This window comes from Subdoligranulum sp. DSM 23681 (genome assembly GCF_057005535.1).
In genome coordinates this window covers 1,501,602-1,524,780 of the sequence record NZ_CM168050.1, presented here as the reverse complement: position 1 = coordinate 1,524,780, position 23,179 = coordinate 1,501,602, and the positions used below count along the sequence as shown (strand labels likewise).

General features: G+C 62.4%; 14 protein-coding genes. 2 read left to right on the top strand and 12 right to left on the bottom strand.

What is annotated here, in order from left to right; all coding sequences use genetic code 11:
- Positions 1-566: 566 nt before the first annotated feature.
- The gene (gene nifJ / locus AC127K_RS07075; RefSeq protein WP_483722120.1) at positions 567-4,106 is read right to left on the bottom strand and encodes a pyruvate:ferredoxin (flavodoxin) oxidoreductase; all 3,540 of its coding nucleotides are present in this window, start codon (positions 4,104-4,106) and stop codon (positions 567-569) included.
- 644 nt (positions 4,107-4,750) lie between these two features.
- On the opposite strand from nifJ, the gene pflB reads away from it, so the two are divergent.
- Complete coding sequence (gene pflB / locus AC127K_RS07070; protein ID WP_483722119.1) at positions 4,751-7,003, top strand: formate C-acetyltransferase; 2,253 nt, start codon at positions 4,751-4,753, stop codon at positions 7,001-7,003.
- A gap of 300 nt (positions 7,004-7,303) precedes the next feature.
- Here the strand turns inward: pflB and AC127K_RS07065 are convergent, their stop codons facing one another.
- A complete protein-coding gene (locus AC127K_RS07065) occupies positions 7,304-7,783 on the bottom strand; it encodes a hypothetical protein (protein ID WP_483722117.1) in 480 nt (159 codons plus the stop codon).
- A gap of 156 nt (positions 7,784-7,939) precedes the next feature.
- Here AC127K_RS07065 and pflA point away from each other — a divergent pair, with 156 nt between their 5' ends.
- A complete protein-coding gene (pflA, locus tag AC127K_RS07060) occupies positions 7,940-8,692 on the top strand; it encodes a pyruvate formate-lyase-activating protein (RefSeq protein ID WP_483722116.1) in 753 nt (250 codons plus the stop codon).
- 611 nt (positions 8,693-9,303) lie between these two features.
- Here the strand turns inward: pflA and tsaA are convergent.
- The 10 genes from tsaA to dnaN form a co-directional block, all read right to left on the bottom strand.
- Positions 9,304-10,008: a tRNA (N6-threonylcarbamoyladenosine(37)-N6)-methyltransferase TrmO gene (tsaA, locus tag AC127K_RS07055; RefSeq protein WP_483722115.1), complete on the bottom strand. Its 705-nt coding sequence runs from the start codon at positions 10,006-10,008 to the stop codon at positions 9,304-9,306.
- 16 nt (positions 10,009-10,024) lie between these two features.
- Entirely contained in the window at positions 10,025-10,999 is a 975-nt protein-coding gene (locus AC127K_RS07050) for a glycosyltransferase family 10 domain-containing protein (RefSeq protein ID WP_483722114.1), read from the bottom strand.
- On the bottom strand, positions 10,999-11,544 hold the full coding sequence (locus tag AC127K_RS07045; RefSeq protein ID WP_483722112.1) for an NUDIX domain-containing protein: 546 nt from the start codon (positions 11,542-11,544) through the stop codon (positions 10,999-11,001). The genes AC127K_RS07050 and AC127K_RS07045 overlap by 1 nt, the downstream gene beginning before the upstream one ends.
- A 773-nt stretch (positions 11,545-12,317) precedes the next feature.
- Positions 12,318-14,645 (bottom strand): hypothetical protein, encoded by a 2,328-nt coding sequence (locus tag AC127K_RS07040; protein WP_483722110.1) that lies wholly within the window; start codon positions 14,643-14,645, stop codon positions 12,318-12,320.
- A gap of 33 nt (positions 14,646-14,678) precedes the next feature.
- Complete coding sequence (gyrA, locus tag AC127K_RS07035) at positions 14,679-17,258, bottom strand: DNA gyrase subunit A (RefSeq protein ID WP_483722108.1); 2,580 nt, start codon at positions 17,256-17,258, stop codon at positions 14,679-14,681.
- 476 nt (positions 17,259-17,734) lie between these two features.
- Positions 17,735-19,705 carry a DNA topoisomerase (ATP-hydrolyzing) subunit B gene (gyrB, locus tag AC127K_RS07030; RefSeq protein ID WP_483722107.1) on the bottom strand — a complete coding sequence of 657 codons (1,971 nt, stop codon included), beginning with the start codon at positions 19,703-19,705 and terminating at the stop codon, positions 17,735-17,737.
- Between the two features lie 592 nt (positions 19,706-20,297).
- Positions 20,298-20,564: an extracellular matrix regulator RemB gene (gene remB / locus AC127K_RS07025; RefSeq protein ID WP_483722106.1), complete on the bottom strand. Its 267-nt coding sequence runs from the start codon at positions 20,562-20,564 to the stop codon at positions 20,298-20,300.
- 1 nt (position 20,565) lies between these two features.
- Positions 20,566-21,657 (bottom strand): DNA replication/repair protein RecF, encoded by a 1,092-nt coding sequence (gene recF, locus AC127K_RS07020; RefSeq protein WP_483722105.1) that lies wholly within the window; start codon positions 21,655-21,657, stop codon positions 20,566-20,568.
- A complete protein-coding gene (locus AC127K_RS07015) occupies positions 21,657-21,872 on the bottom strand; it encodes an RNA-binding S4 domain-containing protein (protein WP_483722104.1) in 216 nt (71 codons plus the stop codon). The genes recF and AC127K_RS07015 overlap by 1 nt, the downstream gene beginning before the upstream one ends.
- A gap of 2 nt (positions 21,873-21,874) precedes the next feature.
- Positions 21,875-22,984 carry a DNA polymerase III subunit beta gene (gene dnaN / locus AC127K_RS07010; RefSeq protein WP_483722102.1) on the bottom strand — a complete coding sequence of 370 codons (1,110 nt, stop codon included), beginning with the start codon at positions 22,982-22,984 and terminating at the stop codon, positions 21,875-21,877.
- Between the last annotated feature and the right edge of the window lie 195 nt (positions 22,985-23,179).

The following is a 23,179-nucleotide window of genomic DNA, read 5'->3' as shown; positions in this document are numbered from 1 at the left end:
CCCTGCGGGGCAAACCGCCACCGTTTCGAGGCGGTGGACGCCGACCAGGGCTGCGGCCCTGGACCCGGGGAGTGCGGCCACCTGACGACGGCCTACTCAGGCCCTGGGGGGCCTGAGCAAGGAATGGATTTTAATGGCATAACCAGAAGGCCGCTGGTAAAGCGGGAGAGCACAACCGGACTAGGTACAACCTTACCGAATGCTTCCTGTCTGCACCCGTCACTGGGAAATGGTTTTAAATCCCTTCCTTGTTCACCGGCCCCCAGGCCGGTGAATAGGCCGTCGTAAGGTGGCCGCATCTCGGGGTCTGGGGCCGCAGCCCCAGCCGGCGGCCGCCGCATCGGAACGGCGGGCCCTTTTCGCTTCCTTTTCGGGCACGAAAAGGAAGGACCACCCGGCAAGCACCCGCTTGCCAGGAAACAAGAAGCAAGAAAAGGCTTACAACCCCTCCGCCGCTGCGCGGCACCTCCCCTTACACAGGGGAGGCAAAAAAAACACCCCCGCCCTGTCGTTTCCGACAAAGCGGGGGTGTCTTATTTATGCAGCTTTACCAGACTGCGCAGGTCTTACTTGTACAGTTCGACCAGCTTGGTCAGGTGCTCGTAACGATCCTCGGCGGCCTTCTGGTTCTTTTCGAACAGATCCTTGGCGCGGTCGGGGAAGGCACGGGACAGACGGCTGTAACGGGTCTCGTTGGCCAGGAAGTCCTGATACACTTCCATCTTGCCAGCCTTGGAGGTCAGGGTGAAGGGGTTCTTGCCCTCGGCCTTCAGAGCGGGGTTGAAGGTGAACAGGTTCCAGTAGCCGGACTCGACGGCCTTCTTCATCTCGTTCTGGCAGTTGGTCATGCCGCCCTTGATGCCGTGCAGTTCGCAGGGAGCATAGCCGATGATGATGGACGGGCCGGGATAAGCCTCAGCCTCGGCAATGGCCTTGACAGCCTGGGCCATGTTGGCGCCCAGAGCGATCTGAGCCACATAGATGTAGCCGTAGGTCATGCAGATCTCGGCCAGGCTCTTCTTGCTGACTTCCTTACCGGCAGCAGCGAACTGGCAGACTTCGCCGATGTTGGAAGCCTTGGAGGCCTGTCCGCCGGTGTTGGAGTACATCTCGGTGTCGAAGACCATGACGTTGACATCGTGGCCGGAAGCCAGGACGTGATCCAGGCCGCCGTAGCCGATATCGTAAGCCCAGCCGTCGCCGCCGAAGATCCAGAAGCTCTTCTTGGCCAGATACTGCTTGTCCTTCAGGATCTCCTTGGCCTCATCGCAGCCGCAGGCTTCCAGAGCAGCGATCAGGGCCTTGGCAGGAGCGTCGTTGGCCTTGGTGTTGTTCTTGGTTTCCAGGAACTTGTCGATGGTGGCGTCCAGATCAGCGTTCTTGCCCTTCAGAGCAACAACCTTGTTGATCAGGTTGGCGCGGATGGTCTCGTAGCCGATCTGCATGCCCAGGCCGTGCTCGGCGTTATCCTCGAACAGGGAGTTGTTCCAGGCGGGGCCGCAGCCGCTTTCCTTGTTGGTGGTGTACGGGCTGACAGAAGCGGTACCACCCCAGATGGAGGAGCAGCCGGTGGCGTTGGAGATGAACATCTTCTCGCCGAACAGCTGGGTGATCAGGCGGGCATAAGAGGTCTCGGCGCAGCCAGCGCAGGAGCCGGAGAACTCAAGCAGCGGCTGGTTGAACTGAGAACCCTTGACGGAGATCTCGGAAACAACGCCGGGGACATTGTCCTTCTTGCGGATGTTCTCGACGCAGTAATCGAAGGCAGCCTGCTGGTCGGCCTGGGATTCCTGCGGCTTCATCTCGATGGCCTTGGTGGGGCAGACGGTGACGCACTCGCCGCAGCCCATGCAGTCCAGCGGAGACACAGCGATGGTGAACTTGTACTCGCTGGCCTTCGGCTTGGTGTCGGCGCTCTTCAGGCTGGCCGGAGCGGCAGCCAGTTCGTCGGCGGTCAGGCAGAAGGGACGGATGGTGGCATGAGAGCAGACGAAGGCGCAGTTGTTGCACTGAATGCACTTGCCGGCATCCCATTCGGGGACCATAACAGCGGTGCCGCGCTTCTCGTAAGCGGAGGCGCCCAGTTCCCATTCGCCGTTGGGGTTATGCGCAAAGGCGGAAACAGGCAGGCTGTCGCCGTCCATACGGGAGACAGGCTCCATGACGTCGCGGACCATCTTGACCAGCGGCGCGGGACCCTTCAGCTCCTTGGCGGGAGCGTCCGGCTCGGGGTTGGACCAGGAAGCGGGGACCTCGACCTTGTGGACAGCGTCCACGCCGGCGTCGATGGCCTTCCAGTTCATCTGGACAACGGCGTCGCCCTTCTTGCCGTAGCTCTTCTTGGCGGCGGCCTTCATGTACTCGACGGCTTCGTCGATGGGCATGACGTCGGCCAGCTTGAAGAAGGCAGACTGCAGGATGGTGTTGGTGCGCTTGCCCATGCCGATCTCGATGGCCTTGTCGATGGCGTTGATGGTGTACAGCTGGATGTTGTTGTCAGCGATGTACTTCTTGTCGGCAGCGTTCAGGTGCTGGCCCAGTTCCTCATCGGACCACTGGCAGTTGATCATGAACACGCCGCCCGGCTTGACATCCTGGACCATCTTCATGCCCATGTGGATGTAGGCGGGGTTGTGGCAGGCAACGAAGTCAGCCTGGTTGATGTAGTAGGGGCTGCGGATGGGCTTGTCGCCGAAACGCAGGTGGCTGATGGTCACGCCGCCGGTCTTCTTGGAGTCATACTGGAAGTACGCCTGAATGTACTTGTCGGTATGGTCGCCGATGATCTTGGTGGAGTTCTTGTTGGCGCCGACAGTGCCGTCGCCGCCCAGGCCCCAGAACTTGCACTCCTTGGTGCCGGGAGCGGAGGTGATGGGAGCGGGCTTGACTTCGGGCAGGCTCAGGTTGGTGACGTCGTCCACGATGCCGATGGTGAAGCGGGCCTTGGGGGCATCCTTCTCCAGTTCCTTGTACACGGCAAAGACGCTGGACGGCGGGGTGTCCTTGGAGCCCAGGCCGTAACGGCCGCCGGTCAGGACGATGTCGTTCAGGCCGGCCTCACGCAGAGTGGCGGCCACATCCAGGTACAGGGGCTCGCCCAGGGAGCCGGGCTCCTTGGTGCGGTCCAGAACGGCGATCTTCTTGACGGTCTTGGGCAGGACCTTCAGCAGGGCTTCGGAGACCCAGGGACGATACAGGCGGACCAGAACCAGGCCGACCTTCTCACCCTTGGCGGTCAGGTAGTCGATGACTTCCTCGGCCACGTCGCAGATGGAGCCCATGGCGATGATGACGCGGTCAGCGTCCTCGGCGCCGTAGTAGTTGAACAGATCGTAGTTGGTGCCGATCTTGGCGTTGATCTTGTCCATGTACTTCTTCACAACGGCGGGCAGGGCATTGTAAGCGCTGTTGCAGGCCTCACGATGCTGGAAGAAGATATCGCCGTTTTCATGGCTGCCGCGGGTCTTGGGATGCTCGGGGTTCAGTGCAGCGGCGCGGAATTCCTCCACAGCCTTCATGTTGCACATTTCCTTCAGATCCTCATAGTCCCACTTTTCGATCTTCTGGATCTCGTGGGAAGTACGGAAGCCGTCGAAGAAGTTCACGAAGGGAACGCGGCCCTCAATGGCGGACAGATGCGCCACGGGGGACAGGTCCATGACTTCCTGGGGGTTGGATTCCGCCAGCATGGCGAAACCGGTCTGGCGGGTGGCGTAAACGTCGCTGTGATCGCCGAAGATGTTCAGCGCATGGGTCGCGACGGTACGGGCGGAAACGTCAAAGACGCAGGGCAGGCCCTCGGCCGCGATCTTGTACATGTTGGGGATCATCAGCAGCAGGCCCTGGGACGCGGTGAAGGTGGTGGTGATGGCACCGGTGCCCAGAGAGCCGTGCACGGCGCCGGCCGCACCGGCCTCGGATTCCATCTCAACAACCTTGACCTGGTTGCCGAAGATGTTCTTCAGCCCCGCGGCGCTCCACTGGTCAACGGTGTCGGCCATCGGGCTGGAGGGGGTGATGGGGTAGATGGCAGCTACGTCGGTGAACGCATACGCTACGTGGGCCGCAGCGGTGTTGCCATCCATGGACTGTTTTGCTCTTGGCATGTTTCTTCCTCCGTTTACTTCGGTGTGCCGAAGGCCGCCAAAGCCTAGAGACCCACCAATTTGGATTCAGCACCCGCACACGGGCATACGGGGCCCACGGACAGACCATGGCCCCGTACACTCCGTTTGCAGGAGAAAGTTTCCCCGCGCCGCAGCCCGTTTGTCGGGCAGCCCTGCGGTACAGGAACGCTTTTGCTTGCTCTCATTTTACCAAATTTGTTCCCGTTTCGTAAAGTAGTATTGCATAGAATGTTGTACGATTTTTTTGTTAAAATATTGGCAATTTGACGATTCTCTTGTGGAATGTTACCGTATTTTGCACTAGACCCTTGTGGAATAGATAGATATTTTGTATAATTCATCTTGTTGTCCCCCTATTTGACCGTATACAGACGATTTTTGGGATGCGCCGGGGTGATTTTCCCCCTTGCAAATTCCCGGAAATGTGGTAAAATAGGGGTCCGGATGGTTAGCATTAACTAACTATCCGGCTGGAAGGTCCTGCCTGCGTTGCCTCGGCAACATTCCCGGCCCCCCGCCGGGGGTATACTGAGGACAGCACCCGGGACCGCGACCCCATCAGACCGCGCACCCCGCGTGTTTGGAACCACCCTTTTTTCCCTTTTTATAAGGAGGTACCGTCGATGTACAATTATCCCCAGTGGGAAGGCTTTGAAGGCCGCATCTGGAAAGAGGAAGTCAACGTCCGGGATTTTATCCAGAAGAACTACCGTCCCTATGACGGGGATTCTTCCTTCCTGGCCGGTCCCACCGAAGCCACCAACAAGCTGTGGGGCGCTTTGCAGGAACTGCAGAAGGAAGAGCGCGCCAAGAACGGCGTGCTGGACATGGAGACCGAGGTTGTCTCCGGCCTGACCGCCTACGGCCCCGGCTACATCAAAGAGGACCTGAAAGATCTGGAGCAGATCGTGGGTCTGCAGACCGACAAGCCCCTGAAGCGCGCCTTCATGCCCTACGGCGGCATCAAGATGGCGGAGCAGGCCTGCACCACCTACGGCTACCAGCCCAGTGAGAAGCTGCACGAGATCTTTACCAAATATGCCCGCACCCACAACCAGGCGGTGTTTGACGCCTACACCCCCGAGATGAAGAAGGCCCGTCACAGCCACATCATCACCGGCCTGCCCGACACCTACGGCCGCGGCCGCATCGTGGGCGACTACCGCCGTGTGGCCCTGTACGGCATCGATCATCTGATCGCCGCCAAGCAGGAGGACTTTGCCAACTGCGGCGACGGCACCATGACCGACGACGTCATCCGTCTGCGGGAGGAGATCGCCCTGCAGATCAACGCCCTGAAGGGGATGAAGGAGATGGCCGCCATCTACGGCTACGACATCTCCGCCCCCGCCAAGGACGCCAAGGAAGCCGTCCAGTGGCTGTACTTCGGCTATCTGGCCGCCATCAAGACCCAGAACGGCGCCGCCATGAGCGTGGGCCGCATCTCCACCTTCCTGGATATCTACATCCAGCGGGACCTGGACAAGGGCATCCTGAACGAGACCCAGGCCCAGGAGCTCATCGACCATCTGGTCATGAAGTTCCGCATGGTCAAGTTTGCCCGCATCCCCAGCTACAACCAGCTGTTCAGCGGCGACCCCGTGTGGGCCACCCTGGAAGTGGCGGGCATCGGCATGGATGGCCGGTCCATGGTCACCAAGACCTGCTACCGCTTCCTGCATACCCTGGAGAACATGGGCCCCGCCCCCGAACCCAACCTGACGGTGCTCTACTCTTCCGCCCTGCCGGAGAACTTCAAGAAATATGCTTCCGAGATCTCCATCAAGACCAGCTCCATCCAGTACGAGAACGACGACGTGATGAAGCCTGTCTGGGGCGACGACTATTCCATCTGCTGCTGCGTGTCCGCCACCCAGACCGGCAAGGAGATGCAGTTCTTCGGCGCCCGCGCCAACCTGGCCAAGTGCCTGCTGTACGCCATCAACGGCGGCATGGACGAGAAGCTGCATGAGCAGGTGGGCCCCAACTACGCCCCCATCACCAGCGAGTACCTGGACTATGACGAGGTCATGAAGAAGTACGACGTGATGATGGACTGGCTGGCCGGCCTGTATGTGAACGTACTGAACCTGATCCAGTACATGCACGACAAGTACTACTATGAGGCCGCCGAGATGGCCCTCATCGACACCGACGTGCGCCGCACCTTTGCCACCGGCATTGCGGGATTCAGCCATGTGGTGGACAGCCTTTCCGCCATCAAGTACGCCAAGGTCAAGACCGTGCGGGACGAGACCGGCCTGGTCATCGGCTACGAGACCGAGGGCGACTTCCCCAAGTACGGCAACGACGACGACCGCGCCGACGAGATTGCCGTCTGGCTGCTGAAGAGCTTCATTGACAAGGTGAAGCGCCGCCACACCTACCGCAACTCCGAGGCCACCACCTCCATCCTGACCATCACCTCCAACGTGGTGTACGGCAAGGCCACCGGCGCCACTCCCGACGGCCGCAAGGAATACACCCCCTTCGCCCCGGGTGCCACCCCCAGCTACGGCGCCGAGACCCACGGCCTGCTGGCCAGCCTCAACTCCGTTGCCAAGCTGCCCTATCACTGGGCGCTGGACGGCATCTCCAACACCCAGACCATCAACCCCGACGCTCTGGGCCATTCCGAGACCGAGCGCACCAACAACCTGGTGCAGGTGCTGGACGGCTACTTCGACCAGGGTGCCCATCACCTGAACGTGAACGTCTTCGGCACCGAGAAGCTGCTGGACGCCATGGAGCATCCCGAGAAGGAAGAGTACGCCAACTTCACCATCCGCGTGTCCGGCTATGCGGTCAAGTTCATCGACCTGACCCGGGAACAGCAGCTGGACGTCATCGCCCGCACCTGCCACAAGAAGATGTGAGCCTGACCCCCGCGGCCTGACCCCATAAAAAAAGCCCCCGCATGTGCCTGTCGGCAGAGCCGGCGGCCATGCGGGGTTTTCGTTTGGTATTCCGTGAAGTTTCTTCCGGGGCAGGAGAGTGCCTGCCGGGAGGTCCGGCGGCCATGCGGGGTTTTCGTTTGGTATTCCGTGAGGTTCCTTCCGGGGCAGGAGAGTGCCTGCAGGAAGGCACGGCTTCGTCCCGGAAGATTTGCGGAAGGGGCGGGGAAGGGATTGCTTGCCGGAACCGCTGTTTTCCGGGAACGGGCTGAAACGGCGGGCTCAGCTGTGGGAGACCCGGTTGATGGCCTGGGCGAAGGCCCGGTATTCCTTGTCGGCCAGCAGAAGGCCGTTGGCGGCACACTGGACCAGGGCGTCCGCCACCGCCGCCGCCATGTACACCCAGAGCAGGGGGTGCTGCTGCGCCATGGACACATAGGAACCCAGGCTGGTCAGCAGCAGTACCAGGGACGCCGCCCCGCCCAGGACGCCCAGCCAGGCCAGGACCCGGATGCCCCGGCGCAGCATATAGCTGATGCCCAGGGCCACCAGGATGCCCAGCACGGTGTTGCCCAGCACGGCGGGGGCAAAAATCCCCGCCGCCAGCAGGATCACGGTGACAAGGGCCGTGACCATGCGCATGCCGATCCAGACATTGGTGGCGCGGACGCTGCGGGCATAGGCGGCGGCGTGACTGGCGCGCAGTTCCTGCAGACGGTCGTTGATGTTTCCGGTTTGTGTCGTTCCGGTGTTGTTTTCCATCCAAAGGCACCTCTCTTTACTGCTTACCAGTGTACCACAATCGGGGATGGAATTCCACAGGCAATTTGTTGTTTTGTCATAATTTCTTGTTGTTTTATCATACTGTCCAAAATTCCCGGCAGCGGTGGAACCGCCGCCGGCAAAGGAGGCATATTCATGTCGGACGCTGTCAAAGAGCCTTTGGGCTATATCAATTCGGTGGAGACCTTCGGCCTGGTGGACGGGCCGGGGGTGCGGTACGTGCTGTTTTTGCAGGGGTGCCGCATGCGCTGCCGCTACTGCCACAACCCCGAGACCTGGGCTTTTAACAAGGACAACGCCCAGACCCCCGCCGAAGCCTTTGCGGCGGCTTACCGCTACCGCAACTACTGGAAGAACAACGGCGGCCTGACGGTGAGCGGGGGAGAACCCCTTCTGCAGATCGAGTTTCTGACCGAGCTGTTTCGTCTGGCCAAGGCCAAGGGGGTGCACACCACCCTGGACACCTGCGGCCAGCCCTTCACCACCGAGGAGCCGTTTTATTCCCGGTTCGTGGAGCTGATGAAGTACACCGACCTGGTCATGCTGGACATCAAGGAATGGGACAGCGACCGCCACAAGGCCCTGACCGGCCATCCCAACGAGAACATTCTGGAAATGGCCCGGTGGCTGTCCGACCACGGCAAGGATATGTGGATCCGGCATGTGCTGGTCCCCGGCCTGACCGACGACCAGGCCGCCATGGCCGCCACCGGCGACTTCATCAAAGGCCTGAAGACGGTGCGCCGGGTGGAGGTGCTGCCTTACCACACCCTGGGGCTCTTCAAGTGGGAGAAGCTGGGCATTCCCTATACCCTGGACGGGGTGCCCACTCCCACCGACGAGCAGGTGAGCAAGGCCGAGGAGTTGCTGGGGGTTGTGAAGGAATAAACCAAAGGCTCCCCTGTGGTTGGGGAGCTGTCAGCCGCAAGGCTGACTGAGGGGTTGTGAACTTTCTCTTGCTTCTTGTTTCCTGGCAAGCGGGAGCTTGTCGGGATAGTCCTTCCTTTTCGTGCCCGAAAAGGAAGCGAAAAGGGCCCGCCGTTCCGATGCGGCGGCCGCCGGCTGGGGCTGCGGCCCCAGACCCCGAGATGCGGCCACCTTACGACGGCCTATTCACCGGCCTGGGGGCCGGTGAACAAGGAATGGTTTTAAAACCATTTCCCGGCAACGGCTGCTGGCCGGAGGTATCCGGCAAGGTTGCACCCAACCCGGTTGTGCTCTGCCGATTTACCAACGGCCTTCCGGTTACGCCATTAAAATCATTTTCCTTGCTCAGGCCCCCCAGGGCCTGAGTAGGCCGTCGTAAGGTGGCCGCACTCCCCGGGTCCAGGGCCGCAGCCCTGGTCGGCGTCCACCGCATCGAAACGGTGGCGGTTTTTCGGTTCCTTTTTGACGCCAAAAAGGAACAACTATCCGGCAGACTGCCGTCTGCCAAAAAAGAACCACCCTGCGGTATCGGAGGAACTCTCAAAAAGTCCTCCTCCCCGCAGGGTGATTTTTTATTCTTTGCAAACAGAAACAACAGCAGCCTCGTCCCCATCGACAGTAAACTTCACCTCATACCCCGCAAATCGCAGGCCATATACCCGGCCGGGGTCGTGCTGGTAGCCGGGGCGGGGGTCGTTCTGCAAAACACCCAGCAGCCCCGCCCGGGTCTGGGCGTCCAGGGCGGCCAGCAGGCCGTCCGGGTCCTGCACCGTCAGGGCGTGGGCCTCCACCTTGCCCGCAAAACCGGACTGTGCCTCCGGGTGGGCATCCACATAGGGCAGATAGGGCTTGATGTCGTAAATGGGGGTGCCGTCCAGAAGATCCGCCCCCGCCACCTCGATGACCGGCCCCTCCGCCGTGTGGGGATGCACCCCCACCAATTTCACGCAGGAAAGCCCCAGGGCGTTGGGCCGGAAAGGGCTGCGGGTGGCGAACACACCCATCCGGGTGTTTCCTCCCAGGCGGGGCGGGCGGACGGTGGGACGCCAGTTTTTGCCGTCGGCCCCCGCCGCCACCACCGTGGAGAACTGCCAGATCAGCCAGAGGTGGCTGTACTCCTCCAGTCCCCGCAGGGCGTCGGCGCTGCGGAAGTCCGGGTCGAACACGATGGTGGCCCGCAGCTCTTCCACCAGGCCGCTCTGCCTGGGGATGCCGAACTTGTCCGCAAACTGGGTGCGGATGTGGGCGATGGGGGTGAGGGTATAGGTTTCTTCCATGGTCGTTCCTTTGCTGTCAGCGCCCCAGCAGCCGCTGGAACAGGGTCTTGGGGTGGGCGGCTTCTTCTGCCAGACGCAGATGGTATTTCCAATCGTTTTCGTAAATGCTGCCCCAGCAGCTGCGGTTGCGCCGCAGGTGGGGGCCCTGGCGGAAGATGCTGTCCAGAAAGGCAAAGCAGGCCGCATCGTCCACATAGGCCGCCGCCCGACTGGTGCCGTCGGGGGCCAGGATGGGGGCGCGGCAGGCTTTCAGATACCCCTCCTTGTCCGCGGCCAGGGTCTGCATGGCGGCCAGAAGGGCTTCCTCGTCGGGGTAGTCGGCGGCGCAGAGGAAGGCGTCCGGGTTGAATTCCCCTTTCACTTTGGGGTCCCCCCAGTACACCGGCACCGCACCGGCGGCAAAGGCATCCACGATCTTTTCGGTGCAGTAGCCCGGGTCGGCGCTGTTTTCATAGGCCAGGGCGAACCGGTAGCCCTGCTGGAAGGCCGTCTTGTCCGGGACCGGACCGCCCACGTTGTTGCGGTAGCCGCCGCCGCTGTCCAGCAGGCCCTTGCCCATGAGAGTCTCCATAAAGGCGTTGCGCTGGACGGAGAAATCATTGCTGACCACGCAGCAGCAGAAGCCCGGGCGGTCCAGATAATACCCGTCCGGGTGTTCGTGCTTGTGCAGGGCCGGGGCCCAGGTATCCCGCATGGCGTACAGCGGCAGGCGCAGATACCGCCCTTCAAAGGAAAAGTCCGGAAAGCCCAGAGCGTAGTCGTACAGGTTCAGGTCCGGCCAGCTGTCCTCCCCGGAATACTGGATGCGGCAGCAGTCATAGTCCAGGGCTTCATGCCCGAAGGTGCCGCAGAGCACAAAGTCCGGCTTGTCAGCGGGAGAATCACAAAATTCAATGGTGTATCCGCGGCGGGTGAGGGCCCGGGTGAAGTAGTTGTCCTGTTTGTCCCAGTCGGCGGCCAGGTCACACAGAGCCAGACGTACAACGGGCATCACAGTTCACCCCGGGCGCGCAGCACTTCGTATTTCAGCAGGGCTGCCACCGTCTTGGAGTCCTTGATCTCCCCGGACAGGACCATCTCCAGGGCTTTGGCAAAGGGCATCTTCACCACGTCCAGGAACTCGTCCGGGTCCAGGTGCTGGTTGGTGGTGGTCAGGCCCCGGGCGGCGTACATGTAGATTTTTTCGCTGTCATAGCCCACGGTGGGGTAGAGCACGCCCAGGTCGATGTAATGGTTGGCGGTGACGCCGCATTCCTCGGCCAGTTCCCGCTTGGCGGCCTCGAAGGGGTCTTCGTCCTTTTCCAGCTTGCCGGCGGGCAGCTCCCAGATCTCCTCCCCGAAGGCGTACCGGAACTGACGCACCATGTACACCTCGTCGGCGTCGGTGACGGCCAGCACGCAGGCGCCCCCGTGATGGTGGACGATCTCCCGCTTGCTCTTGTCCCCGTTTTCCAGTTCCACCTCGTCCAGGGTGACCCGGATGACGTGGCCGTTGAAGATTTCCTGGCTGCTGAGTGTTTTTTCGGTATGAGCCATGGTGCGGCACTCCTTTTTATAAGCCGGATGATTCCGGCGTGATGGGTTGGTTTTATTGTACGACCCGGGGTGAGGGGTTGTCAACTTGGGGGACGGCAGGCTGCCGTTAGGTCCTTCCTTTTCGTGCCCGAAAAGGAAGCGAAAAACCGCCACCGTAGTGCTGTTGTTTTATTGGCAAGCGGGTGCTTGCCGGAGAGTTGTCGCTTTTTGCCGCCGTAAATTTAGGTAGCAACCTCTAGATTGCCGCTGAACGCGGCCGCCAATTTCGGAAACAACGCTGCGCGTTGCTTGCCCCTGCGGGGCAAACCGCCACCGTTTCGAGGCGGTGGACGCCGACCAGGGCTGCGGCCCTGGACCCGGGGAATGCGGCCACCTGACGACGGCCTACTCAGGCCCTGGGGGGCCTGAGTAAGGAATGGATTTTAATAGCGTAACCGACAGGTTCGTTATAAAACGGGAAGGACATGGTTGGGCTTGGTGCCCCCTTGCCGGATGCCTCCGGCCAGCATTTGTTACCGGGAAATGGTTTTTAATCCCTTCCTTGTTCACCGGCCCCCAGGCCGGTGAATAGGCCGTCGTCAGGTGGCCGCATCTCGGGGTCTGGGGCCGCAGCCCCAGCCGGCGGCCGCCGCATCGGAACGGCGGGCCCTTTTCGCTTCCTTTTCGGGCACGAAAAGGAAGAACTAAACGGCAGGCAGCCGTTCCCCCGGCAGACTCCCGTCTGCCAAGAAACAAAAATCACCCGGGAAAACCTCCCGGGTGAAGAGAAAGGATTATGCTTTTTTCCGTTTCCGGTCCCGGACCAGCCAGACGATCAGCCCCACAACAGTCAGCAGGCTGACGACCTCCGCCGCCCGCCAGGACAAGGGCTCGGCAAAGCCTACGGTCAGGGTACCGTCGTAGCCGGGAGCCAGCACCACGGCCACCTGGCCGGTCTCGCCTTCGGTGACGGTGGCGGCGCCGCCGTCGTTGGCCAGCACCCGGTAGCCGGGATAATACACCAGGGGCAGTTCCAGGTTGGCGTTTTGGTCGGCGCTCTCATTGACCAGCCGCAGGATATACCGCAGGCTGCCCTTTTTCACCACCGTACAGCTCAGGTTGTCGCTGGGGGAGAGGTCGGGGTTTTCCGCCTGTTCCAGGGCAAAGGCCGAGGGCAGGTACTCCATGGCGCTGCTGGTGGTGGTGTCCGAAAGGCCATCGGTGGTGCCGTGGCGGCTGCGGCCGAACTGGGCGTCCACATAGGGGGTCAGGTCCAGCCCCGCAAAGATCACCGCCAGGGCAATGAGCCCCGCGGCGCAGAACCGGCCCGGGCGTACCCCGGCCGTGCGGCCCAGCAGGAACACCAGGGCGCCGCCCGCGGCGGCCAGCCCCAGCACCGCAAACACCAGGAACCGGAAGGGGAACTGGAAGTTGAGGAACATCCGGCCGATGCTTTCGCCCATCCAGCCGGCAATGGTGGTCCAGCCCTTGTAGCCCACCAGCAGGGTGGCCGCAGTGCCCAGCACCAGTCCGGCGATCCCTACCTGACGGCCCCGGGACGGCAGATCCTTCTTCCAGACCAGCAGTACCAGCAGCCCCGCCGCCGCCAGCAGCAGGGGCGCCCCCAGGCGGATGTAATCCACCTTGGAATTCCAGGGCTGCAGCAGGTTGGCAATGGAGATGGCGTAGCTTGCCGGGTCGATGGCGTTGGAATCCGCCCGGAAGCGGTAGTCCCCGCCCAGTTCCTGAAGCATGGGCACCACGAACCAGGCACACAGGAGCACCGTCAGACCCGCACCTTTCAGCAGGGGCAGCAGCCGCTGGGGCCGGAAAGCCCGTCTGGCACACAGCAGCACGGTGAACACCGCCGCGATGGCGGCCAGCTCGGTGGTGATGGTGTGGGTCAGGATGATGCCGCTGAACCCGAAGGCCAGGGGCAAAAAGGCGCGGCGGCGCCGGGTCTCGCCGGCGTCGTCGGCATACAGGGCCCAGAAACCGTACAAAATCAGGGGCAGGAAGGTCTGGGCGCAGGTCTCGCCCAGGGCCGGACGGTAGTACATGTTGAACAGCCGGTAATAGGCGGTCATGTACAGGGCGGTGGCGGTGAGGGCCGCCGCCCGCCCCTTGAAGATGCGGGAAAAACTCCACCAGCCCAGCAGGGCGGTGAGGATGTTCACCCCCACCAGCAGCAGGTTATAGGCCCGGAAGAGGGGCATGCCCGCCAGCATGAGCAGGGCCGGGAAGTAGAGCAGCAAATCCCCGTAGAACAGGGGGCTGGCGTAGCCGTAGCCGTTCAGAAAATTGGGGTAGATGCGCACCGGGAACTGGCCCTGGGCCAGCCCGTCGGCCACGCCGGCCAGCCGGGACATATGAAAGCTCAGGTCAAAGCCGTAGGAGACCGCATCGGTGAGCACCGGCAGGCTGCACAGCAGCACCAGACCGGCCAGGGTCACCAGAACCACCCGGCTGCCGGGGAGGGGAAGCATCCCGGTTCCCGGCAGGACTGCCAGCAGGAAGAGGTCGGCCAGCACAAAGACCAGCAGCCAGCCCAGGGCGCAGGTGATGTCATACCAGCCCTGGCGTTCCACCTCCACGCTTTTCAGTTCCCAGTCCAGGTGGTCGGCGCCAAACACCAGCCGCAGGCCCTTGTCCCCCTGTTCCAGCCAGACGATGCCGGTGGCAAGACCCTCTTCCTGGCCGGTGGCGGGCAGGTCCACATTCATGTTGATGATATCCGCCGATTCCGGCAGCAGCTGCAGCTGGGCGTCCTGTCCGGCCGCATACCGCACGGTGACCTTGTACCGCCCCGCCGGCAGGGGAAAGCTCTGGCTGACCAGCAGGGAAGGCAGCTCTTTCTCCTCCTCCCCGCCGTCGGGGGTCAGGGTGTCCGGAAGGGTGGAGCGTTCCTGGTCGGGGGTGGCTTCCCCCGATTGGCCGTAGTCCAGCACCAGGCTTTCGGCATACTGGTTGGTCATGTCCGCGGGCAGGAACAGGCAGGACCGGAAAGTGCCGATCCCCCGCACCAGCACCAGCACAACCAGCACCAGCTCCGCCAGCAAAAGCAGGGGCATCCACCGGGGCAGGGCCACCGGGCCTTTGGGGGTTTTCAATACAATCTGCATGGGGGATTCCCCTTTACATCAGTTTACGGGGGCTCACTCGTTGTCCTCGGTGTCGGGGGCAGCGGAGTCGGCGGCTTCGTCGGCGCGCTCTTCCGCCTCGATGCGGGCCAGTTCCTCGGCGGAAGGTTCGGCTTCGCCCTCCTCCTCCGGCTTCTGGGTCTCGGCGCCGTTGTCCCGCTCCACGCGGGCCACCATGGCCACCTTGTCCTCCTCGCCCAGGCGCATGACCCGGACGCCGCTGCCGTAGCGGCTCTGGACGTTGATGTCGTCGGCGTGCATCCGGATGAGGATGCCGTTCTGGCTGATGAGGATCAGGTCGTCGGAATCGTCCACGATCTTGACGGTGGCCACCCCGCCCTTGGCGTAGTTGCGGATGCCCAGACCGCCCCGCTTGGTGATGCGGTAGTCGTCCACGCGGCTGCGGCGGCCCTTGCCGTCCTCGGTGACGGTGAGCAGGGTGGCGCCGGGACGGCAGACGCCCACGCCCACCACATAGTCGCCTTCCCGCAGGCGGATGACCCGCACGCCGTGGCCGGTGCGGCCCATGCTGCGGGCGCCGGATTCGCTGAAGTGGATGGCGGCGCCGTTGTGGGTGGCCACGATGAGGTCATCGCTGCCGCCGGTGATGTGGCACCACACCAGGCTGTCGTCCTCGTTCAGGGCGATGGCGTTGAGCCCCGCCTTGCGGATGTTGCGGAACTGGGACAGCGGCGTGCGCTTGATCAGGCCCTGGCGGGTCACCATGGTGATATAGTTGTTTTCCTCGTCGATGTCAGCGGGCTGGCGCATCATGATGGTGACCTTTTCGCCCTCCTGCAGCTGCAGCAGGTTGGCGATGTGGGAGCCCTTGGCGGTGCGGGCGCCTTCCGGCACCTGGTAGCCTTTGACACGGTAGACCCGGCCCCGGTCGGTCATGAAGAGCATGTGGTCATGGGAGGAGCCCACGAACAGTTCTTCGGTGAAGTCGTCGTCCTTCTGGTTCATGCCCTGCACGCCCCGGCCGCCCCGGTTCTGGGCGGTGTAGGTGTCGGCGGCGGTGCGCTTGATATACCCGGAATGGGTCAGGGTAAAGACGCACTGTTCCTTGGGGATCAGGTCCTCGATGTCCACCTCGCCGGAGACGGCCTCGATGGAGGTGCGGCGCTCGTCGCCGTACTTGTCCGCCAGGGCCTGCAGGTCGTTCTTGACGATGAGCATGGCGTGGTGGTCGTTGGCCAGGATGTCCTTGTAGTTTTCGATGGCGGTGCGCAGCTGGCCCAGTTCCTCATCGATCTTGAGGATCTCCAGACCGGCCAGACGGCCCAGCTGCAGTTTGACGATGGCGTCCGCCTGGGGGTCGTCAAAGCCGAACTTGTCCATGATGGCGGCCTTGGCCTCGGAGAAGCCGCCCTTGCAAGCGCGGATGGTGGCGATGATCTCGTCCACGATGTCCACGGCCTTGCGCAGGCCTTCCAGGATGTGTTCCCGGTCCTGGGCCTTCTTCAGCTCAAAGGCGGTGCGGCGGCGGATGACCTGGCCCTGGAATTCCAGATACCGCTCCATCATGGTCTTCAGGCTCATGATCTTGGGCACGCCGTCGTCCAGGGCCAGCATGATGACACCCACGGTGTCCTGGAGCTGGGTGTAGCGGTAGAGCTGGTTCAGCACCACCTGGGGGTTGGCGTCCCGCTTGATCTCAATGACGATCTTCATGCCGGTGCGGCTGGAGCTTTCGTCGTTCAGGTCGGAGATGCCGTCCACCCGCTTGTCCTTGACCAGGTCGGCGATGGACTCGATGAGGCGGGTCTTGTTGACCATGTAGGGGATCTCGGTGATGAGGATCTCGAACCGGCCGTTGGGTTTTTCCACGATCTCGGCGCGGCCCCGCAGGGTGATCTTGCCGCGGCCGGTGGCGTAGGCGGCCCGGATGCCCGACCGGCCCATGATGATGCCGCCGGTGGGGAAGTCGGGGCCCTTGATGTATTCCATCAGCCCGGGCAGGTCGATGTCGGGGTTATCGATCATGGCGCACAGGCCGCCCACCACTTCCCGCAGGTTGTGGGGCGGGATGTTGGTGGCCATGCCCACGGCGATGCCCTGGCTGCCGTTCACCAGCAGGTTGGGGAAGCGGCTGGGCAGGACGTGGGGTTCCTTCTTGGTTTCATCGAAGTTGGGGTCCCAGTCGATGGTGTCCTTCTCGATGTCGGTGAGCATCTCACAGGCCATCTTGGACATGCGGGCTTCGGTGTAACGGTAGGCAGCCGGGGGGTCGCCGTCGATGGAACCGAAGTTGCCCTGGCCGTCCACCAGGGGATAGCGCAGGCTGAAGTCCTGGGCCAGACGGACCATGGCGTCGTAGACGCTGGCGTCACCGTGGGGGTGGTAGGAGCCCAGCACCGCACCGACGGTGTCGGCGGATTTGCGGTAGGGGTGGGAGGGGTCGTTGCCGCGCTCGTGCATGGTATACAGGATACGGCGGTGGACCGGTTTCAGGCCGTCGCGCACATCGGGCAGAGCGCGGGAGACGATGACCGACATGGAGTAGTCCAGGAAAGCGCTTTCGATCTCCTCTTTCACATCGCGCACGATGACCTTGGTGCCGGAACCCGGCGTCATAATGACATTTTCTTCCATTGGTACTCACCTTTCTGGGAAGGAATCTGGATTGTTTGGCCGGATGGCCGACAGGAAAACAGCTTCTTGAGGGAGTGTTGTCGCTTTTTGCCGCCAAAAAGCGACGGAAAAACCGCCACCGTTTCGAGGCGGTGGACGCCGACCAGGGCTGCGGCCCTGGACCCGGGGAATGCGGCCACCTTACGACGGCCTATTCACCGGCCTGGGGGCCGGTGAACAAGGAATGGATTTAATACCATTTCCCGCAGGATGCTGCTAATGGCCGGCTATGGGTTGCCAGCTGCTTTCCCGTAAGGATTTTAAAATTTTTCCTTGCTCAGGCCCCCCAGGGCCTGAGTAGGCCGTCGTCAGGTGGCCGCATCTCGGGGTCTGGGGCCGCAGCCCCAGCCGGCGTCCACCGCATCGGAACGGTGGGACTTTTTCGCTTCCTTTTTGGTCACAAAAAGGAAGGACACTTTGACAGGCTGCCGCCTGCCTTACACATCCAGATTCGCATACTTCGCATTCTTTTCGATGAACTGACGGCGGGGTTCCACCTGCTCGCCCATGAGGATGCTGAACGCTTCGTCAGCGCGCTCGGCGTCCTCGATGGTGATCTGGACAATGACCCGGTTATCCGGGTTCATGGTGGTTTCCCACAGCTGTTCCGGGTTCATCTCACCAAGGCCTTTGTAGCGGTTTACCTTTGCACCGGGCATTTCGGCGGAAAGGACCTTCATTTCGTCGTCGTTGTAGGCATACTTGACGGTCTGGCCCTTGGCCAGCTTGTACAGGGGCGGCTGGGCCACATACACATAGCCGTGCTCGATGAGCGGGCGCATATACCGGAAGAAGAAGGTCAGCATCAGGGTGCAGATGTGGGAGCCGTCCACGTCGGCATCGGCCATGATGAAGATCTTGTGATACCGCACCTTGCTGATGTCGAACTCGTCCCCGATGCCGGTGCCCAGGGCGGTGACCACCGGCATGAGCTTGTCGTTGCCGTAGATGCGGTCGGCCCGGGCTTTTTCCACGTTGAGCATCTTGCCCCACAAGGGCAGGATGGCCTGGATGTTGGAATCCCGCCCCTGTTTGGCGGAACCGCCTGCAGAGTCGCCCTCCACGATGAAGAGTTCGGTCTTGCTGGGGTCTTTTTCATGGCAGTCGGCCAGCTTACCGGGCATGCGGTTGGATTCCAGGGCGCTCTTGCGGCGCACCAGGTCCCGGGCCTTCTGGGCGGCGGCCCGGGCGCGGGCCGCCTGGGTGGCCTTTTCCAGAATGGCCTTGGCCACGGCGGGGTTTTCCTCAAAATATTCGCTCAGGGCCTTGTACACCACACCGGAGACCAGCGTCTTGATGTAGGTGTTGCCCAGCTTGGCCTTGGTCTGGCCTTCGAACTGGGCTTCCTGCAGTTTCACGCTGATGACCGCGATGATGCCTTCCCGCACATCGGGGCCCTTGAGGTTCTCGTCCTTGTCCTTCAGGATGCCCTTGGCCCGGGCGTATTCGTTGAATACGCGGGTCAGGCTGAGCTTGAAGCCCTCCTCATGGGTGCCGCCTTCGGGGGTGTGGACGTTGTTGGCAAAGCTGAGCATCAGCTCATTGAAGCTGTCGCAGTACTGCAGGGCCACCTCGGCCACGGCGCCGTCCGCCTCGCCCTTCATGTAGATGGGTTCGGGGTGCAGCGGCGTCAGGTCCCGGCGCTTCTGCAGGTAGGTGACAAAGCTGCTGATGCCGCCCTCATAGCACATGGTTTCCCGCACGGGGGAGCCGTCGGTCTCGGACAGGCTTTCCTCCCGCTCGTCTGTGAGGGTGATGCGCACGCCCGCGTTGAGGAAGGCTTCCTCCCGCAGACGCTTGAGCAGAATATCGTAATCATACACGGTGGTGTCGGTGAACATCACCGGGTCCGGCTTGAAGGTGACGGTGGTGCCGGTGGAAGCGGCAGGGCCGATCTTTTTCAGGTCACCGTCCGGCTTGCCCCGCTTGAAGCTCTGCTCGTACTCGGCGCCGTCCCGGCGTACCCGCACGACCAGCCACTCGGACAAAGCGTTGACCACCGAGGCGCCCACGCCGTGCAGGCCGCCGGCCACCTTGTAGCCGGAATCCTCGCCGCCGAACTTGCCGCCGGCGTGCAGCACGGTGTATACGACGGTGACGGCGGGAATGCCCATCTTGGGCTGGATGTCCACGGGGATACCGCGGCCGTTGTCCGACACTTCGATGATGTTGCCCGGTTTGATGGTCACCTCAATGTGGGTGCAGTAGCCGGCCAGGGCTTCGTCGATGGAGTTGTCCACGATCTCATACACCAGGTGGTGCAGGCCGGAAGGGCCTGTGGACCCGATATACATGCCCGGGCGCTTGCGCACCGCTTCCAGGCCTTCCAGGACCTGGATCTGGGCGCCGCCGTACTCATGGTCGGTAGCGGTTTCCCGGTTTGTGCTCGTGATCTTTTCTTCTGCCATGCTGCTTTCCTTTCCTCTATTGGGTTGCGATGGGGGGTATAAACGGCGGGTTGCCGTGAAAGGGTTGTTATTTTATCGACAAGCGGTAGTTTGCCGGAGTGTTGTCGCTTTTTGGCGTCAAAAAGCGACGGAAAAACCGCCACCGTTTCGATGCGGTGGACGCCGACCAGGGCTGCGGCCCTGGACCCGGGGAGTGCGGCCACCTGACGACGGCCTACTCAGGCCCTGGGGGGCCTGAGCAAGGAATGGATTTTAATGGCGCGGCCAGAAGGTCCCAGGAAAAACGGGAAATAGCAACCGGGTTTGGTACGACCATGCCGGGGACTTCCCGTTAGCACTTGTAACCGGGAAATGGTTTTAATACCATTCCTTGTTCACCGGCCCCCAGGCCGGTGAATAGGCCGTCGTCAGGTGGCCGCATCTCGGGGTCTGGGGCCGCAGCCCCAGCCGGCGGCCGCCGCATCGGAACGGCGGGCCCTTTTCGCTTCCTTTTCGGGCACGAAAAGGAAGGACTATCCCGCAAGCACCCGCTTGCCGGAACCCGGCAGACTGCCGTCTGCCAAGAAACCGCAGGCGCTTTGAGGGTCCCCCCTCAAAATTCCAGCCGTTCGGCCCGCCGTTTCAGCGCCGCCGTGGACAGCTGGGAAATATAAATCGTCTCGCCGGAAAAATCCGTCAATATGAAACTTTTGGGCATGGCGCCGGAGATATCCACCACCGCGCCCTCGCTCTGGGCGCGGCGGAAAAACTCGTCGGTGAGTTTGGGTTTCTGTCCGGCGTCGGTGGAGGTGTCCAGGTCAAACACCCCGATGATGTCCCGGGTGTTCACAATGAAATCCTGCCCCGCGTGAAGATACATCTCATTCCTCCCGCACGCGGCCCGCCTCCACAAACACCAGCTTGCCGTTGGTGCGGGCAAAGGCCGCGGAATCACAGGTGGTCACAAAGGTCTGCTTGTCCTCGATGCGGGTGAGCAGGTAGGTCTGGCGGGCGTCGTCCAGCTCGCTGAGCACATCGTCCAGCAGCATCACCGGATGCTCCCCCAGCACGTCCCCGGCCACGGTGGCTTCCGCCAGTTTCAGGGAAAGCACCGCGCTGCGCTGCTGCCCCTGGCTGCCGTAGATCTTTCCCGGCTGGCCGTCGATGAGGATCTCCAGGTCCTCCCGGTGGGGACCGGTCAGGCAGAACCCCGCCCGCAGTTCCTGGGATTTCACTTCCCGCAGCCGGACGGCCAGGGCGGCCGGGTCGGGGTCACAGCAGGGCATGTACCGCACCCCCAGCACCTCCGCCCCGCTGGAAATATCCCGGTAGTTGGCTTCGGCCAGGGGGGCCAGCCTGTCCAGATACTCGGCGCGGCGGTGCATGACCTCCGCCCCGGACCTGGCCATGGCCTCGTTGTAGGTCTCCAGCAGCACGTCCGCCCCGGGGGTGATGTCGTAGGCTTTGAGCAGGGCATTTTTCTGGGCTGTTAAGCGGGCATACCGCCGCAGGGCCGCCAGATACCCCGGGTAGAGCTGGCAGAGCGCCGCGTCCAGAAAATGCCGCCGCCCCTCCGGCCCGGCCTTGACCAGGCTCAGATGGTTGGGGTCAAAGACCACGGCGGTGAAGGTCCCCGCCACCGCGGAGGCCCGCCCCCGGTCCGCCCCGTTCAGGCGGGCACGGCGTCCCGGGCGCTCACTGAGCTTGGAGCCCACGGTCAGGCGGAGAGTCTGGGGACGGCCCCCGCCTTCAAACTCCGATTCAATGACCGCAAAAGGCTGGTCGCGGCGGATGAGCTCCGCATCCTTGGCACCCCGGAAGCTCTTGGCCCCGGTGAGCAGCCAGATGCTTTCCAGCAGATTGGTCTTGCCCTGGCCGTTGGCCCCGCACAACACGGTGAGCCGGGGGGCGGGGTGCAGCTCGGCCTGTTCCAGGTTGCGGAACTGCTCCACCTTCAGGTGGTCCAGGCGCATCAGCAGCCCTCCGCGATCTTCACCTGGCGGCCGTCCAGCTCCACCACATCCCCGGCGCGGCATTTCTTGCCCCGCTGGGTGCAGACTTCGCCGTTCAGACGCACCGCCCCGCCCTGGACCAGCTCCTTGGCCTCGCCGCCGGTCTCACACAGGCCGGAAAACTTCAGCAGAGCGTCCAGTTTGATATATTCCGTATTGATCCTGATGAGTTCCATACTCAACCTTCGTTCTTGAACCGGACGGGCAGAACCAGGTAGATGAAGTCCTTGCCTTCCGTGGGCAGCAGCTTCACCGGGCTCAGGGGTCCGTTGATTTCCATCAGCATTTTTTCACACTTGGAGTTGCGCAGGGCGTCCAGCATATACCGGTTGTTGAAGCCGATCTCCACTTCCTCGCCCTCCATGGACACCGGCGGGAACTCGTCCACCACCTTGCCCAGGGTGGTCTGGCAGCGGACGGTGACCTTGTCCTTGCTGAAGGTGATGCGCAGGGGGTTCTTCAGCCGCTCGGTGATGATCAGGGAGGCGCGCTCGATGGTCTCGATGAAGGGCTTGCAGTCCACGACCACCTTTGTGCGGGCACCCTGGGGGATGACGCTCTCATAGTTCAGGAAGTCGCCCTCGATCAGGCGGCTCATGATGGTGTAGCCGTTGGTGGTGAACACCACATACCGGCGGTTGGCGTCGATCTTCACCGGATCGTCCGGTCCGCCCATGATCTTCAGCAGTTCCTGCAGGGTTTTTGCGGGAATGATGATCCGGATATCCCGGGTGCACTCCACATCCCGCTGCAGGATGGCCAGCCGGTAGCCGTCCAGGGCCACGATGGTCAGGCTGCCCGGTTCGATGACGAAGAGTTCGCCGGTGTGGGCGGGCTTTTTGTCATCCTGGGCGACCGCATAAATGGTCTTTTCGATCATCTCCCGCATCATGGAGCAGGGGATGGTCATGGTGTTTTCGGCGGCGGTGTTGGGCAGGGACGGATAATCGCTGGCGTTCATGGCCGGGATCTGGAATTCCGCCACGCCGCCGCTGATGGTGGCCATGCCTTCGTCGTCCAGCTCGATCATCACGTTTCCTGCGGGCATCCGGCTGACCATGGAGCCCAGCAGCTTGGCGTCCAGCACGATCTCGCCGGGAACCAGGACGTTGCACTCAATAGTAGTAGTGATTCCGATTTCCATGTCGTAGCCGGTCAGGGTCAGCTGGAAGCCGGAGGCCTTCATCTGGATGCCTTCCAGCACCGGAATGGCGGAGCGGTTGGTGATGGCGCGGGAGACGCCGTCGATGGCGGCGGCCAGCAGCGACTTTTCGCATTCGATCTTCAAGTATTGTCACCTCGTATTTTGGGGATAGGGTTTTTGGCGGGGATTTTCCGGGCAGCAGGGCCTTGCCCGGTGCCGGAATTTTCAGTTGGCGGTCTTGTTTGCTTTGGCAGGGGTTTTGTGCGGGGGGAAAGTTGGGGGAAAATGTTGTTTCCCGGTGCGAATACTGGATACTTTGAAAGTAGTAGTAGTAGGGGC

Coding starts and splice junctions, on each gene's coding strand:
- nifJ (WP_483722120.1), bottom strand. CDS start 4,106: ATGCCAAGAGCAAAACAGTCCATGGATGGCAACACCGCTGCGGCCCAC.
- pflB (WP_483722119.1), top strand. CDS start 4,751: ATGTACAATTATCCCCAGTGGGAAGGCTTTGAAGGCCGCATCTGGAAA.
- AC127K_RS07065 (WP_483722117.1), bottom strand. CDS start 7,783: ATGGAAAACAACACCGGAACGACACAAACCGGAAACATCAACGACCGT.
- pflA (WP_483722116.1), top strand. CDS start 7,940: ATGTCGGACGCTGTCAAAGAGCCTTTGGGCTATATCAATTCGGTGGAG.
- tsaA (WP_483722115.1), bottom strand. CDS start 10,008: ATGGAAGAAACCTATACCCTCACCCCCATCGCCCACATCCGCACCCAG.
- AC127K_RS07050 (WP_483722114.1), bottom strand. CDS start 10,999: ATGCCCGTTGTACGTCTGGCTCTGTGTGACCTGGCCGCCGACTGGGAC.
- AC127K_RS07045 (WP_483722112.1), bottom strand. CDS start 11,544: ATGGCTCATACCGAAAAAACACTCAGCAGCCAGGAAATCTTCAACGGC.
- AC127K_RS07040 (WP_483722110.1), bottom strand. CDS start 14,645: ATGCAGATTGTATTGAAAACCCCCAAAGGCCCGGTGGCCCTGCCCCGG.
- gyrA (WP_483722108.1), bottom strand. CDS start 17,258: ATGGAAGAAAATGTCATTATGACGCCGGGTTCCGGCACCAAGGTCATC.
- gyrB (WP_483722107.1), bottom strand. CDS start 19,705: ATGGCAGAAGAAAAGATCACGAGCACAAACCGGGAAACCGCTACCGAC.
- remB (WP_483722106.1), bottom strand. CDS start 20,564: ATGTATCTTCACGCGGGGCAGGATTTCATTGTGAACACCCGGGACATC.
- recF (WP_483722105.1), bottom strand. CDS start 21,657: ATGCGCCTGGACCACCTGAAGGTGGAGCAGTTCCGCAACCTGGAACAG.
- AC127K_RS07015 (WP_483722104.1), bottom strand. CDS start 21,872: ATGGAACTCATCAGGATCAATACGGAATATATCAAACTGGACGCTCTG.